Annotated in this window: 18 protein-coding genes and 1 pseudogene; 11 read left to right on the forward strand and 8 right to left on the reverse strand. The window is 62.2% G+C overall.

All coding sequences use genetic code 11. The annotated features are described in order from the left end of the window. The first annotated feature begins 1 nt into the window (after position 1). Positions 2-442 (forward strand): DUF7262 family protein, encoded by a 441-nt coding sequence (locus ACFQE9_RS00810; protein WP_379739026.1) that lies wholly within the window; start codon positions 2-4, stop codon positions 440-442. Beyond that, positions 430-1002, forward strand: coding sequence for a DUF7261 family protein (locus ACFQE9_RS00815; RefSeq protein ID WP_379739029.1), 573 nt, complete (start codon positions 430-432; stop codon positions 1000-1002). The genes ACFQE9_RS00810 and ACFQE9_RS00815 overlap by 13 nt, the downstream gene beginning before the upstream one ends. 103 nt (positions 1003-1105) lie before the next feature. Here the strand turns inward: ACFQE9_RS00815 and ACFQE9_RS00820 are convergent, their stop codons facing one another. Next, positions 1106-1555: an HVO_A0114 family putative DNA-binding protein gene (locus tag ACFQE9_RS00820; RefSeq protein WP_379739031.1), complete on the reverse strand. Its 450-nt coding sequence runs from the start codon at positions 1553-1555 to the stop codon at positions 1106-1108. A 5-nt stretch (positions 1556-1560) separates the two neighbouring features. Further along, entirely contained in the window at positions 1561-1704 is a 144-nt protein-coding gene (locus tag ACFQE9_RS00825; protein WP_379739034.1) for a hypothetical protein, read from the reverse strand. A gap of 219 nt (positions 1705-1923) precedes the next feature. Between ACFQE9_RS00825 and ACFQE9_RS00830 the strand changes: the two genes are divergently transcribed. The 4 genes from ACFQE9_RS00830 to ACFQE9_RS00845 all read left to right on the forward strand — a co-directional run bounded on the left by ACFQE9_RS00830 (position 1924) and on the right by ACFQE9_RS00845 (position 4367). Next, entirely contained in the window at positions 1924-2760 is an 837-nt protein-coding gene (locus tag ACFQE9_RS00830) for a type IV toxin-antitoxin system AbiEi family antitoxin domain-containing protein (RefSeq protein WP_379739036.1), read from the forward strand. An 85-nt stretch (positions 2761-2845) separates the two neighbouring features. Beyond that, positions 2846-3142 carry a ribbon-helix-helix domain-containing protein gene (locus ACFQE9_RS00835; protein WP_379739039.1) on the forward strand — a complete coding sequence of 99 codons (297 nt, stop codon included), beginning with the start codon at positions 2846-2848 and terminating at the stop codon, positions 3140-3142. Then, complete coding sequence (locus ACFQE9_RS00840; RefSeq protein WP_379739042.1) at positions 3129-3419, forward strand: type II toxin-antitoxin system RelE family toxin; 291 nt, start codon at positions 3129-3131, stop codon at positions 3417-3419. Before ACFQE9_RS00835 ends, ACFQE9_RS00840 begins: the two co-directional genes overlap by 14 nt. 141 nt (positions 3420-3560) lie before the next feature. After that, complete coding sequence (locus ACFQE9_RS00845) at positions 3561-4367, forward strand: helix-turn-helix transcriptional regulator (protein WP_379739045.1); 807 nt, start codon at positions 3561-3563, stop codon at positions 4365-4367. 539 nt (positions 4368-4906) lie between these two features. On the opposite strand, the gene csg is transcribed toward ACFQE9_RS00845, so the two are convergent. The 4 genes from csg to ACFQE9_RS00865 form a co-directional block, all read right to left on the reverse strand. After that, positions 4907-7414, reverse strand: a complete 2508-nt coding sequence (gene csg / locus ACFQE9_RS00850) for an HVO_2072 family ArtA-dependent S-layer glycoprotein (protein ID WP_379739048.1) — start codon at positions 7412-7414, stop codon at positions 4907-4909. A gap of 616 nt (positions 7415-8030) precedes the next feature. After that, on the reverse strand, positions 8031-8264 hold the full coding sequence (locus ACFQE9_RS00855) for a hypothetical protein (RefSeq protein ID WP_379739051.1): 234 nt from the start codon (positions 8262-8264) through the stop codon (positions 8031-8033). A gap of 18 nt (positions 8265-8282) precedes the next feature. Beyond that, positions 8283-8564, reverse strand: a complete 282-nt coding sequence (locus ACFQE9_RS00860) for a winged helix-turn-helix domain-containing protein (RefSeq protein ID WP_379739054.1) — start codon at positions 8562-8564, stop codon at positions 8283-8285. A 769-nt stretch (positions 8565-9333) separates the two neighbouring features. Beyond that, positions 9334-9717, reverse strand: a complete 384-nt coding sequence (locus ACFQE9_RS00865) for an HVO_A0114 family putative DNA-binding protein (protein ID WP_379739056.1) — start codon at positions 9715-9717, stop codon at positions 9334-9336. A 316-nt stretch (positions 9718-10033) separates the two neighbouring features. On the opposite strand from ACFQE9_RS00865, the gene ACFQE9_RS00870 reads away from it, so the two are divergent. The 5 genes and pseudogenes from ACFQE9_RS00870 to ACFQE9_RS00890 all read left to right on the forward strand — a co-directional run bounded on the left by ACFQE9_RS00870 (position 10034) and on the right by ACFQE9_RS00890 (position 12162). After that, a complete protein-coding gene (locus ACFQE9_RS00870; RefSeq protein WP_379739059.1) occupies positions 10034-10387 on the forward strand; it encodes a hypothetical protein in 354 nt (117 codons plus the stop codon). A gap of 261 nt (positions 10388-10648) precedes the next feature. Then, positions 10649-10945, forward strand: coding sequence for a hypothetical protein (locus ACFQE9_RS00875; RefSeq protein WP_379739062.1), 297 nt, complete (start codon positions 10649-10651; stop codon positions 10943-10945). 181 nt (positions 10946-11126) lie between these two features. Then, complete coding sequence (locus ACFQE9_RS00880; RefSeq protein WP_379739064.1) at positions 11127-11501, forward strand: MarR family transcriptional regulator; 375 nt, start codon at positions 11127-11129, stop codon at positions 11499-11501. Further along, a complete protein-coding gene (locus ACFQE9_RS00885) occupies positions 11494-11850 on the forward strand; it encodes a type II toxin-antitoxin system PemK/MazF family toxin (protein WP_379739067.1) in 357 nt (118 codons plus the stop codon). The genes ACFQE9_RS00880 and ACFQE9_RS00885 overlap by 8 nt, the downstream gene beginning before the upstream one ends. Positions 11851-11913: 63 nt before the next feature. Then, positions 11914-12162, forward strand: a pseudogene (locus ACFQE9_RS00890) (AbrB/MazE/SpoVT family DNA-binding domain-containing protein). A 183-nt stretch (positions 12163-12345) separates the two neighbouring features. Here ACFQE9_RS00890 and ACFQE9_RS00895 read toward each other — a convergent pair. Both ACFQE9_RS00895 and ACFQE9_RS00900 read right to left on the reverse strand, forming a co-directional pair. Next, entirely contained in the window at positions 12346-12738 is a 393-nt protein-coding gene (locus tag ACFQE9_RS00895) for a type II toxin-antitoxin system VapC family toxin (RefSeq protein WP_379739070.1), read from the reverse strand. Then, positions 12728-12976, reverse strand: coding sequence for an antitoxin VapB family protein (locus ACFQE9_RS00900; RefSeq protein WP_379739073.1), 249 nt, complete (start codon positions 12974-12976; stop codon positions 12728-12730). Before ACFQE9_RS00900 ends, ACFQE9_RS00895 begins: the two co-directional genes overlap by 11 nt. Between the last annotated feature and the right edge of the window lie 72 nt (positions 12977-13048).

Here is a 13048-nt window from a genome sequence, read left to right on the forward strand (position 1 = left end):
CGTGTCCCGACAGATCGATCGGGGGCAACTGTCGCTGTCGGCAGTCGAGGCGACGATCGGCGTCCTCCTCGTGTTGGGAGTCGCAATGACGTTCGGGATCGCGACCGGGATAGCCGACACGCGGACGCCACAGCTCGACGCCCACGCCGCGGACGTCGGAGCGCTGCTCGCGAACGAGCGCGGGGACCCGGATGCCGATGGGGAGGGAGACGGGGGAGCGGTCCCGACCATCGGTGCGGCGATCGCCACTCCGGAGACGTTCACGGAGGAACGCGAGGGGCTCGCGAGGCGGGCGGAGACGCTGGTTCCCGACCACCTCCGATACCGGGTTCGGACGCCGCACGGGTCGTTCGGGATCGCGCCGCCGCGCGGGGCGACCGTTGGCCGGGCGACGGTCCTCACCAGACACGGGACGGTTCGCGTGGAGGTGTGGCACGGGTGAGCGGCGAGGACCGCGGCCAGCTCGTGTTGCTCGCGGCGGCGGTGATCGCGTTCGCGCTCGTGCCGCTCGCGATCACCTACCTCCAGCTCGGCTACGTGGGCGACCTCGAGAGCGAGCCCGGGGTTGAGTCCGGCGGATCCCCCGGCGTCCACGCCGCGTCAGGGGCCGCCTCGGAGCGGGCGGTTCACGACGCGATCGAGCGGGCTGCCCTCGCGAATCTCGCGGCCGTCGCGGGCGACCACGAGTGGGAGAATCGCGGCGAGGCGGTCACGATCTACCGTTCGGCGCTCCGTGAGGACCTCGACGGGCTGGAGGCGGCTGCCCTCGACGAGGGCGTGATCGTGACCCTTCGGGTCGCGCCCGCGGACGCGTCGGCGTGGGCGCGTGAGGCGTGCCCGACCGGCCGGAATCGCGCGTTCGGGGCGTGCGTGGCCGACGACGGCGTCGTCATTCAGGAGCGTGCGGGGACCGCGACGGTCGCCGCGGTCGCCATCGAGGTGCGGATCGTGAGCGAGGACGCCACGCGCGAGTCGCTGATCGTGGTCGAGATGCCGGGGTGAGGGTCCGAGTGAGGGTCGGGCGAGTGTGGAGTGAGGACCGGCAAGTCGTGGAATGAGGCCGAACGTTTTCTGAGGAAGCGGGTTCGGCCTTCCACCGCCGATCTCACGGCGCAGCAGCGGCCGCGTCGCCGGCCTCCGGGTCGAACGGGAGGGTGATGACGAGCTCGTCGAACCAGACGATCGGCCGCTTCCGCTGTCCCTCCTCCTCGAAGAGGACGATGCCCAGCTGGGCGAGCCGGGTGAGTTCCTCGTGGACGTTCTTCACGTCCCGATCGACGACCCGTGCGGTCTCGTTGATGCTGGATGGCTCCTCCCGTCGGACGGCTTCGATGAGATCGAGGACGCGCGGCGTCAGCGTCCCCATGAGGTCGTCGTAGCTGGTGAACGAGAGCGTCGGCGGGGAATCAACCGCGCCATCGCGTTTGAGCGCCTCGATCCCGTCAGTGACGTCGTCGTGGAACTGATCGGACGACTTCACGGTCACGACGAGGGTCGATTCGTCCCGAAGCCGTTCGCGCTCCATCGGGTGTAGCGGCGGCGTGGTGTCGTTCATGGGTATCACCGTGAGTGGGTCTCGTCGGTCCACCTGGGCGGGTAGGCGTCCCGGTCCGACCGCAGACGGAACACGCGGACGACGATCCCGTCGGGGTACTTCCTCCCCTCGATCACGCCATCGAGATCATTCTCGAATAGTGGGACCATCGCTGAACAGTGGGATCATCGTCGATCATTGGGACCACCCTCATCCATTGGTACACAAACCAGTACCATAGGGCTATTGGTGAAAAGACCAATACGACCGTCAGACTTCGAAGAACTCACTCCATCTCCTCACACCGGCCCATTTTCCGTCGCTCCCGCCAGCGGCGGTATCCTTTTATCCGTCACACGAGTATACTTTGTATTGATTTAGTGCCGAATATGGATACGAATTCAATAAAAAGTATAAAACAGGGGTTGTCGAAGCGCGAGAGCCTCGCCCTGACGCGATTGGCGGGACGAAACCGGGCGATCATCACGATCGAGGACGTGCAGGACGCGATCGACGTCTCGTACGACGAGGCGAAGCAGATCACGAACGATCTGGTGCACAAGAAATGGCTGGACCGGTTGGCCAGCGGAACCTACCTCATCGTGCCGTTGGCCGCGGGCGAACGTGGCGAGTACACCGAACACGAGTTCGTGATCGCGTCCCATCTCGCCGACCCGACGTACATCTCCTACTGGAGCGCGCTCAACCATCACGGGCTGACGGAGCAGGTTCCGACCACCGTCTTCGCCGCGACGACGGAGCAGGTTCCGGATCGGGAGATCCACGGGGTGACGTATACCTTCGTGACGGTGACCGAGGCCAAGTTCTTCGGGTTCGAGCCGACCGCCATCGACGCCCACACCGTGAACGTCGCCACCGTGGAAAAGACCCTGGCCGACTGTGCGGACCATCCGGAACACTGCGGCGGAATCCTCGAGTTGGCGAAGGGCCTCGCCAACGCGCCCGTCCGGGACGACGAGGCGCTGGCAACGCAGTTGCTGCGGCTTGGAAACGGTGCGGCGATCAAACGCGTCGTCTACCTCGCCGACGTCCTCGACGTCGAACTTCCGGGACGCGAGAGGCTGGTGGAGGCGTTCACGACGGGCTACTCGAAGCTCGATCCGACCCGGGGCGACGAGGGGACCCACTCGAGCGAGTACCGGCTACTCGTGAACGTCGAGGCGAACACGATCCGGAGCGTGGCAGGAGCGCGTGAAGAATCATGATCACGGATACACGAGTACGGACGTTGGCACGGCGAGACGGCGTAAATCGGCAATGCTTATAGTAACACGAGGGTAATACCGACGTATGTCCGACGCCGACGCTGGGGCCACTGACGACCCCGACATGACCACGATCACGGTGAAGGTGCCGCAGGCGTTCCTCGACGACCTCGATGCGACCTGGCGTGCCGAGGACTTCCCGTCTCGAAGCGAGTTCATCCGCTGGGCCCTTCGCGACGCCGTGAAACACCCGACATTCTCGCGAAAGGGCTGGAAGGACATCGCCGCCAGTGAGCACCAGCTGGCGACCGGCGAGGGGCAGACCTATAGCAGCGAGGAGATCCGAGCGCGCCTGAACGAGGACACGGATGGGAACGAGTGACGAGAACTGGGACTGGAAGTTCACCGATCCAGCAGAACGGGAATACGGTAAGCTTCAGCCGCACGATCAGGAGCGCATCGTCTCAAAGCTGGACGAGATCGTCACGGATCAGTGGCGAGAGCCAAGCGACTATCTGGAACCGCTCACCGGCGCCCCGCATTCGAAGCTCCGAATCGGTGCGTTTCGTCTGGGCTGCAAGGCGGTCCACGCCGATCGGATTCTGTGGGTCCACACCATCGAGAAGCGGTCAGGTGCCTACAAACCGGGAGACGACTGATCGGCCTGCCGAGCACCAAAACCCCCGCCAACGACCCTCTCGATCGTCGATCGCCTCCCGGCCACGTCCCGACCACGTCCCGGTCACGTTCCGAGTCGGACGACACGTATTTGGGGGCGCTACCGCAATGGGACCACATCGATGCCCACCTCGACGCCGGAGGAGGTACACGGCGACGTGCGCTACCTCGCCGGATCGCCGGGCCGGATCGCCATCCTGCGGACGCTGCGCGAGGAGCCGCTTCGCCCGGCGGAGATCACCCGCCGGGTGGACTCGACGCGGACCACGGTCCAGCGCGTGCTCGCGGGCTTTCGCGAGCGGTGTTGGGTCTGTGAGCGCAACGCGACCTATCGGTTGACCCCGACCGGCGAGCAGGTGGTCGACGCCTACGAGGAGCTGCTTGGGGCGGCCGAGCGCGCCCGGGAGTTCGCCCCGCTGGCGAGCCACCTCACGTCGCTGCCTGGGGGGCCGCCGCCGGAGGCGTTCGCCTCGGGCGAGTTGACCGTCGCCACCTCCAGCGACCCGCTCGCGCCGGTCGAGGCGCTCCTCGACCGCTTCGCGGACGCCGAGGGTGGCCACGTCCGGAGCATCTCGCCCATCGTCACGCGGACGTTCAACGAGGCGGCGATGGACCTGCTCGAGACCGGAACGTCGATCGAGTTGCTGATCGACGAGCGGGTGCTCGAGACCTCCGCCGAGGAGTTCCCGTCCGACCTCGAGCGGGCGCTACAGCGCGAGGACGTCACGGTGGCGGTCCACCCCGATCGGCTGTCGGCCGGCCTGTTGGCCTTCGAGGGGACGACCTGCGTGGTCGCCTACGACGACGCGAACGCGCTGCGGGCGATGCTGGTCTGCGAGGACGAGCCGGCGGTCGCCGAGTGGGCGAGCGAGTGGTTCGAGCGCGTCTGGAACGAGTCGGAGCCGATCGAGGCCGCGGTCGAGGAGTAAGCGTACGGCGACGTCGCTGCTGGCGAGCGGAGACCGCGCCGAAAGAGGTGAGGTGCGAACGGGAACCGGCCTGGAGGGCCGTCGTCGCGGGGTACACGAGTCGTCGTGGCGACCCGTGTTTGACCGATGGCGCCGACGGGTCCTATATGTATCCGCGGTAGCCTGTGTTCGATGTCGTAAGTGGTTACAGAGGTTGTAACAGTTCGTGTGGCGGCGTCGACGACGCTGTCTCGTCGTTGGCGAAATCCGTGAGACTGCGTCGTGTTGGTGGGATCACGTCACGTCGATCGCCGGAGCGGTAGACTTCTCGGAGGGATCGATTTCGGTTACGTTCGGTCGGGTACGAGTGGCGATCGGGGTTCGACGACGATCAGGGTGTGACCACGATCGCGATTTGACCACGCTCACGACTCGACGTTAATGATCACGAGTCAGCGTCGGCGACGATCGAACGCGAGCGCCGTCGCTGGTCGGGGTGGCGCGATAAAGAAGGTGGAAATCGGGGCTGACTCTCTCGAGTCAGTGGTTAGTCGTCCGAGTTAGGGACGACGCCGGACTGCGAGGAGTGCGGCCGCGACGAGGGCGACGAGGGCGACGACGGCACCGAAGCCGGGCGTCTCTTCCTCAGTCGTCTCGGTGTCGGTCGGCTCCTCGGTCGGTTCCTCGGTGGGCTCCTCCGTGGGTTCCTCGGTCGGTTCCTCGGTGGCCTCCTCCGTGGGCTCCTCAGTCGGCTCTTCGGTCGGTTCCTCGGTCTCGATCTCGTCGACAACCTCGATGTCTATGCGATCGGTGTTGTCGCCGTCGTCGGACTCGACCGTGTAGTCACCGGGCTCGACATCGTTCTCGGAGAGGTCGATCTCGACGGACCACTGACCGTCAGTCTCCCACTCGTCCGTGCTCTCGATGGTCACGGAGTCGTCGTTCTCGTCGAGGAGTTCGACGGTGATCGTGTTGTCGTCGGGCCGACGGTTGGTCTGACCCTCGATCTCAAGCGTGCCACCGGTTTCGGCCGGGTCGGTGGCGGACTCGATCGTCGTGAGACCGTCCGCGTAGCGGAAGGTCTCAGTGACGATCAGGTCGTCGCTCGCCGTGTCGTCAACGGAGTTGGCGAGGATCCGGTCACGGACCTGATCGCCCGTGCTGGAACCACTATCGTAGGTCTGAATCTCGTCAACGAAGCCGCTAGCTGAATCAGCTACATCGTCACCGAATGTACCATCTCGACCGGACGAGATGATGTGAGCGGACGTACTTCCCTGACGGAGGTCACTTAGGCTAAGTTCCTCCTCGTCGAAGGTCCCGTCGCTATCGACAGAGATGTCGTAAGCTGCCGCGTTACCACGTGAGTCAACGAAGGCTACGACGAGTTCGTCCTTGCCGGGTGCCGTACCCTCAACGTCGATCACCTGATCGTCCGTGGCGATCTGACCGTTGTAGGTGACGAACGACCCGTCAAGCTCGGTGTCGGTCACCGTGATCGAGGACGTACTGCTGACTCCGCTGTTAAAGTCGGAGGTAGACAGCGTATCATCGAGCGAATCGTCATCGTTTGCGTCGGCATCCTGAGCGTCGATGACTCCGAGGCGGTAGGTGCCCGGAAGTTCAAGCAGATCGCTGCCGTCGGAGAAGACAACGTCCTCCTCCTCGAAGGTGTCGTCACCATCGACGGTAATCGTGTCCTCGCCATCGATCGTGACGTGTTCGAAGTCGTTGTTGTCGCGGACGTAGATCGCGACATCATCGATTCCCTCTGCGGCGGTACCATTCACGTCGACCTCAGAGCCGACGACGTAGGCACCGGTCGGGCTGTCAAGCGAGACGTCTCCCTCGTTGACGTCGAAGGACTGGTCGTCATCAGTCTCGGCAACGGTATCGTTGGTCACATCGTGCGTCAGCGGACCACCATCGAAGTACGGAGTCGCTGCCGTGCCGTTCGCCTGATACAGGTCGATGTCAACCGAGGAATCATCGAGGAACTGCGTCTCGACGGATCCAACACCATTGCCACCATCGATCTCGACGATCGCGTAGGCGTAATCGTAGTCGCTTCCATTCTCTAGAATGGTATTGTCGGGTTGCGAGCCGTTATAGATGTCACCATCTGCGGTGTCATTGGTATCTCCAGCCGCAAAGACACCGGTCTCTACGGTGTCACCGACGTTCCGCATGATGTTCGACGCGTTTTCACCGGAGATACCGTCACGGAACTCACCACTCTCGATCACGACTGCGTGGTAGTTACCTTCCGGACTGTTTTCGACCGTGTACTGCAGATTCTCACCCTGGGTGACCTCGTCACTTTCGAGGCTCAGGGAAGCAGTCTCATCTGAGGAGATCGTAACCGTCACCGAGTCACTCGCGTCACCCCAGTCGAGGTCGTCGACACCTCCAACGGTGAAGGTGTACTCTCCCTCGTCGACGGCGGACGGGTCAATGGATATCGTACCGTCGCCGTTTTGGGTGGCACCACCGGAATCATCAACGATCTCGTTGGTGACATCGATACCATCCTCATCTTCGACGGTCAGTTCGATGTCTTCTGCGTCTTCGTAGTTGTATTCAATGTCAACCGCCGCTTGGTCCTGATCGGAAGTGAGGATGCCTCCAGAGACATCCGCACCACCGTTATTCAGGACTTCGAGAGTGGTTACGCGTGGGGTCGCGACGGAGACATTAAACGCATCAGAACCGGGAGTGGACTGGTTCGAATAAGAACCAGTTGGCTGATCTTCGGGGATCGGCATCTCCAGGGGCTCTCCCTCAGATGCGCCAGCCGTTCGTTCTAGGCTAGTTGGATCAACTTCATCGTTCGCGTCAGTGGACGCGTTGAAGACGATCCCATCTTCACCCTGATAGACAGTTGCGCCGTTACCAACAATACCTTCGCCATCACTGGTGCTCCAATCATCTCGAGCATCAGAGTTGGCGTATTGACCACGCTCATCAGCGGCAGCGATCGCTGCACCCGACGCAATCATGGATACAACCATGATCACCGCCAGGAACACCGCGCGCCCCTTTGAGCGATAGTTTGTTTCGTTTGTCATAGTTAGGTTTCTGCTTCGCATGGACCTCCGGAGAGACGCCGCTCGTCTTCCGGACGGTCAACACGCCCAATTATACCGACCGCCATTAAGTACTTTGTGTATCTGTTAGGTAGACGTTCACATACGCCGGGTGCCGGTTTGAGGGGGTGATAACCGCCGCATAATCCGGATCGACGTCGCGTCGAATCGCCGGTTTCTCGGGCGAATCGGGGCGGTTTGACGTGTTTCGGATCGAGAGCGTTTCGACCGCCCACGGACGTCGATCGACGGCGTCCGACGAACGTCGAACGCAACGCGTGTCAGACTACCGTCAGACTCCGGGCGTGTGCGTGATGGATGTGTGCGTGAGCGTCGATCGACGCCGGCGAGCAGGTGGATGATGGTCGGTGACGGGCGAGCAGGCGGGCGATCCGATCGGTGGTTCGGGTGGACGGACGAGCGTGGTGGATGGGTGTGTGGACAGGTTGGTGGGCAGGTCGGTACTGGGCGGAGTGGGTGTAGATGGTCGGGCGCCGTGGGTCGGCGCTCGGGCGCGCGTGCGTGGTGAGGAGTGGTAGCGGGTCGAATCGGACTCGATGGAGGGAGGATCGGACCGGCGAACGTCGGTAGGCCGAGATTACTGAGCGGACGAGAGGGCCGCATCGACGAGAGGGCCGAAGGATCGAGCGAGCGCGCTACGGGCGTTCGCTCGGTCGTCCGCGACGAGATCCGAGATCGGTGTTCCCGTCGCGGCTCGTTCGCGCAGCTCCTCGAGATCGGTCGACGACAAATGGTCGAAGACGAATTCGCGCATTCGGTCGAACAGCGTGTGGGTCTCCGGGTCGTTCGATCCGGATCGAAACGGCGGCATGTGTGTACTATGGAGCGATCACCACTCGACGTCCTGTTCGACGTCGAGGAGGCGCCTGACCATCATGCCCTGCAGCTTGTCGAGGAGGACGGCGATCTCGTCATCCTCGTTGAGCGTGTATCGGGTCGTCCCCTCGTCGATCGGTTGGACGATCCGTAGCTCCGTGAGCACCTCGAGGTGATCGTAGACCGTGCTCCGGGAGGTGTCGCTCAACCGCGCGACGTCACTCACGTTGAGTTGCCGATCCGAGTTCTCGACGAAGGCGTCGAGGATTCGACTCCGGGCGGGCGAGTCGAACACCCTCGCCAAGCCACCCTCGTGAGCGAGTGATCGGTCACCGGGATCGGTTGCGATTGACTCCATGGCTACGATAGGGTACAGAGCCGATCCACATTAACATTCCGAATTAGATATACAAGTGAATCTCCAGCAACACAGATATGTCAGAATAAATGGTAAGTCTTAAGCTATCTCAACATAGGATATGTGATATAATGGGTGAATAAGACGTTAAAAATCAGCTCGTTGAAACGTTGGTGAACAAGCGAGTAACCGGCTCTAACAACATATCTATTGATCAGCTTGTCAACCATTCAGTACGTGACAGTGATCAGGGGAAAGCGAGAAGTCTACTTAAAGACGAAATGATTCCGAAAAGCGAGGCCTCGATCATTCAAATAAAGGGAGGAGCCCGTGAAAACGTCCAGCTAGCCGATGTCAAGCAAGCTGTGACATACCTCGATAGGAATGGAGGCGAGATCCCGTGGGGGTTCCGTGATCTAATCGAAGACTAAGGCGGTCAAGAGGTCTGAGAAAGATTCAACTCGATCGACGTCGACGACACCACAATGGGCCGGAACCGCAACACCGACGACGAACTCGACGAGGAGTTCCTCGAACGCGTCGATCGGATCATCGAGGAGGAACGAGAGATCCTCGACCTGCTTGCCGAGTGACGTCGCAGTCAGGGAGCCATTGGGAGGGTGGACTTGGGGCCGAAAATGCGAATAGTGATCCGCGTGTTTGCCTGGCGATCACCACGCACCGGTGAATGGCCGCCCTCCGGTGCTCACACCACGGGCTCAACGACGACGTGGGCGTGTTTGAGACGCGGGGCTTTCGCCCGCCCGTCGGCAACGTATTCGACGACGTCGAGCCGTGCGAGGGCCTCGAGATCGCGACTGATGACCCCCTTGTCCTCGTTCAACTCGCGCGCCAACCCACGAACCGAGGCGGGATCGTGCTCCGCGAGATGATCGACGATCCGCAGCCGCCGATCGGTGAACACTGCACCCGCGTGCTCGCGAGCCAGGACGAGCGTGTCGGGGAACCCGTGTTGGGTGACCGCCTCGCTGAACGCCGCCCGGAACTCCACCTCGGGATCGACCTCCGCCTCGTCCGGATCGAAGCGTTCCGGTGACGGCTCGGGCGGCCGCTGTTGATGGTCGCTCATTCGATCGTCACCTAATCGTTGTTAAGTCTGCAACGATAAAGCTCCATCGGTCACGAAGTCTCCAATGGTGTGAGATCGCTATCCATCGATACCAAATATCGGAACCCGTTTGTAATGCATGGGACAAACAGGGAATGGAATCGGTCTGCAGTCTGTATACGCCTCTCTCCCGTCGTGGCTCACGGGACGGTATTGGTGAGAGATACCCCGGAGGTATTCTCAGACACCAGTTCGTGCGCGTGTGTGCGAGGTCGGACAGCAGACACCACAACCATGAACAAGGGAACGATTGGGTCGGCGGCGACGGTGATCGAAGGTGTATAGGTTGGAGTTCATCGATCTCGGCGAGTATCGAGGTGACGAGTACTACCTCTGTGGGTTCGTCGTTCCGGAACCAGTCGATGGTGAGAACTACGATCCGGACGCTGACGCCAGTGCATGGGGAGTCTCAGTGGCGCGCAAGCGGATCGATCACAGCAATCAAGAGATCGTTCGTCTTGACACGGCGCACGGTCAAGATCCCCATATCGACAAGGAATATCTCCCGGAGAACTCTATACCGGACAAAAAGGAGGTGCTGACGGACGAGTGGCCGTACTCGCGGATGAAACAGTATCTCCTCTCCACATGGAAACAGTACGCCGATCTCTATAGTTACTACAACGATTGAGCCCGCCCTCAAAGGATCGACACGAGGAACGGACTATACTCGGAAAGTCCGTAGTTGTCATCCGCCAAAGCAATCGAAGACCCCAATGAAGACGTTCCAGGAACGACTTCGCTCGATAGAAGAGCGGTACGACATCGACGAGAGCGAACACGCCCGGGAACTCGGCCCGTCGCCCACCTCCAGGAGTAATCCCGCAATTCAGCCGCCTCGAGAACCAAGGCGATCGCCACGTCCCCAATTCCGACGGAAGGAGGTCGAACGATGACACGAGATCAAAAACCGGTGAGCGAGGACGAGATCGACGCGCTCCGCGAGGGGATGGACCAACAGCGTGAGGAAATCCGGGGGGCGCTCGCGGAGGATCTCGGCGGCGATCCGAGCGACTACGATGCCGAAGCGCACCTGAACGCCCGTGCCGGCGAGCCCGTGACCGACGGCGGTGAGGACGCGTCTGAACTGCCGGAAGACGACCCGCTCTTCACCGGCGATCCGCTCCTCTCGCCCGAGGATCCGGTCGACGAGACCGAGATCGACGATACCCTCTACGAGCGAGAGTGACGAATCCTCGATCGCTCGGGCGACATCGATCGCCTCCTCGCTGCCGTCCATCAGATCGATGCGGAACGAGGAGTCGAGGAGCACAGTCACAGTCGAACCGAACAACGGACCGATCTTTCAGATGGTACGAAGCTTTCAGTACGAACGTCTATATCGATGGCTGCACAATGGTCGATCGAGAATGTCGATCGACAGGGAGACGTTTCGGAACGCGGACGAGGCCGAACTCGCGGAGCTGTCCGCCCCGGATCGAGTGCTCGGGTTCCTCGCGAGCCACGACGATCGGGCGTTCAAGGCCCGGGAGATCGCCTCCCGCACCGGTCTCGACGAGGGTGCCGTCAGCACCGCCCTCACGCGGTTGAAGGACCGGGACCTCGTCGAACACAAGGCGACCTACTGGGCCATCACCGACGACGAGACGCGTCTCGACGCGTACGGTGGCTACGAGCGTGCGACCGCGCTGTTCAACGAGACGCTCGGCGAGGAGGACGAGGACGAGTGGCGCGAGCACGCGCCGGAGGATCCGCATCCGAGCCGGGAGACGAGCAGTGAGTGACGACGACGCGCAACCGATCTTTGAGCGGGGAGACGTCGTGTACGGAACCGATCCGTTCAAGCCCGGCGAGACGTCCAGACCGTGGCTGATCGTGTCGAACCACGAGGACCATCCGTTTCACGGCGACCAATACCTCGCATGTACGCTCACGACGAAGTCGTGGATGGAGGGAGTGGTCGAGATCCCCGAGACGGGTTGGATCCGCGGAGGTACGCCTCGACGAAGTCGTATCGTTCCCTGGGGCGTCCAGTCCATCGTCCCCGAGGACATCGAACGCTGGCAGGGACGGATCGAACACGGAATCGTCGACGAAGCCGCCTCCGTGCTCATCGACGAATTGCGACGGTGAACGCGTGTTCGTGTAGGGGATTTGCGGGCAAATTGTTTTGGTGCGTTCCACGTACGTTCAAGAGTGGCTCACGAGATCGAGGACGAAACGACGGTGACCGAGAGCTACTCGGTCACGATCCCGGCAGCAATACGTTGAAAGGCGGGCGTCGAACCGGGCGACAAACTCCGCTGGCACGTCGACGAGGAGGGGGCGATCTCGGTCGAACTCGTCGAACAACGCTACGGCGCGTTTTCACGGTTGGACCCGGTCGACGTCGGTGAACCAACCGACGCCGCGGCGGATCACGACCACATTGCCGGAGACTCCTGAGGGCCGGAACCATCGTTGAACAGGAGCATGGACGTGTCAAGGACGAGACCGTCACCATTCGAAGTCGGGTGAGATGCTTGCGATCCGGTCGACGAGACCGAGGCCGACGACGCCCGTTACAGCGAGGATGACGAATACCTGACCTCGAAGTGACTGCAGGACCTCTACGCGACGCTCGACGTCTCAGTACTCGCGGATCTCGACGTCCGGGATCGGAGCGAAGTCCGTCGGATTCCCGGTGACGACCGGTTCGTCGTGACGGATCGCCGTCGCGGCGATCCTGACGTCACCCTGGCCGATACGGTTGCCGTCACGGCGAAGCCGTCCGTCGATCCGGCCGGCGTGTTTCGCGACGTCCTCGGTGACGGCGACGATCGGCCGCGAATCCAACACGGAGCGGATCGCTTCGATCTCGCGAAACGTGTCCTCGACGTAGCCGACCCCGACGTACAGCTCGTAGACGACCTGTGCGGGGATCTTCTGGGGGACGTTGGCGTCCTCGATCTCACGGGCGGCCTCGATCGCCGCCTCGTCGCCGTCCATCAGATCGATGAGAAACGAGGTGTCAAGGATCATCGTCACCGCCGAACCGCTCGACCAGCTCGTCGACCTCCCGCGTGCCGGCGTCGTCGGACTCCTCGATGGCCCGACGGAACTCGTCCGCCTCCTCATCCGAGAGGATCCCGACCAGATCGAGCAGCGATGCGCCCCCGATGAGGCGGTCGATCGCCTCGGAAAACGTCTCGTCCGGTCGCTTCTCGCTCCTGATGCGCTCGTAGACGTCCTCGTCGAGCCGGACGTTTCGAGTACCCATGCGTATACGTCGTATACTATCCGGCTTGAAGGTTACGCGGGTGGGGAATCGGGACCTCGTCGAACACGCGCT

The sequence above is a fragment of the Halopenitus salinus genome (assembly GCF_042662125.1).
GTDB classification, from domain to species: Archaea; Halobacteriota; Halobacteria; order Halobacteriales; family Haloferacaceae; genus Halopenitus; species Halopenitus salinus.

Bases quoted from the DNA above. Each gene is read 5' to 3' on its own strand.
- ACFQE9_RS00865 (WP_379739056.1), bottom strand. From the start codon at position 9,717: ATGAGCGACCATCAACAGCGGCCGCCCGAGCCGTCACCGGAACGCTTC.
- csg (WP_379739048.1), bottom strand. From the start codon at position 7,414: ATGACAAACGAAACAAACTATCGCTCAAAGGGGCGCGCGGTGTTCCTG.
- ACFQE9_RS00825 (WP_379739034.1), bottom strand. From the start codon at position 1,704: ATGGTCCCACTATTCGAGAATGATCTCGATGGCGTGATCGAGGGGAGG.
- ACFQE9_RS00855 (WP_379739051.1), bottom strand. From the start codon at position 8,264: ATGCCGCCGTTTCGATCCGGATCGAACGACCCGGAGACCCACACGCTG.
- ACFQE9_RS00875 (WP_379739062.1), top strand. From the start codon at position 10,649: ATGACACGAGATCAAAAACCGGTGAGCGAGGACGAGATCGACGCGCTC.
- ACFQE9_RS00820 (WP_379739031.1), bottom strand. From the start codon at position 1,555: ATGAACGACACCACGCCGCCGCTACACCCGATGGAGCGCGAACGGCTT.
- ACFQE9_RS00900 (WP_379739073.1), bottom strand. From the start codon at position 12,976: ATGGGTACTCGAAACGTCCGGCTCGACGAGGACGTCTACGAGCGCATC.
- ACFQE9_RS00880 (WP_379739064.1), top strand. From the start codon at position 11,127: ATGTCGATCGACAGGGAGACGTTTCGGAACGCGGACGAGGCCGAACTC.
- ACFQE9_RS00835 (WP_379739039.1), top strand. From the start codon at position 2,846: ATGTCCGACGCCGACGCTGGGGCCACTGACGACCCCGACATGACCACG.
- ACFQE9_RS00830 (WP_379739036.1), top strand. From the start codon at position 1,924: ATGGATACGAATTCAATAAAAAGTATAAAACAGGGGTTGTCGAAGCGC.
- ACFQE9_RS00895 (WP_379739070.1), bottom strand. From the start codon at position 12,738: ATGATCCTTGACACCTCGTTTCTCATCGATCTGATGGACGGCGACGAG.
- ACFQE9_RS00845 (WP_379739045.1), top strand. From the start codon at position 3,561: ATGCCCACCTCGACGCCGGAGGAGGTACACGGCGACGTGCGCTACCTC.
- ACFQE9_RS00840 (WP_379739042.1), top strand. From the start codon at position 3,129: ATGGGAACGAGTGACGAGAACTGGGACTGGAAGTTCACCGATCCAGCA.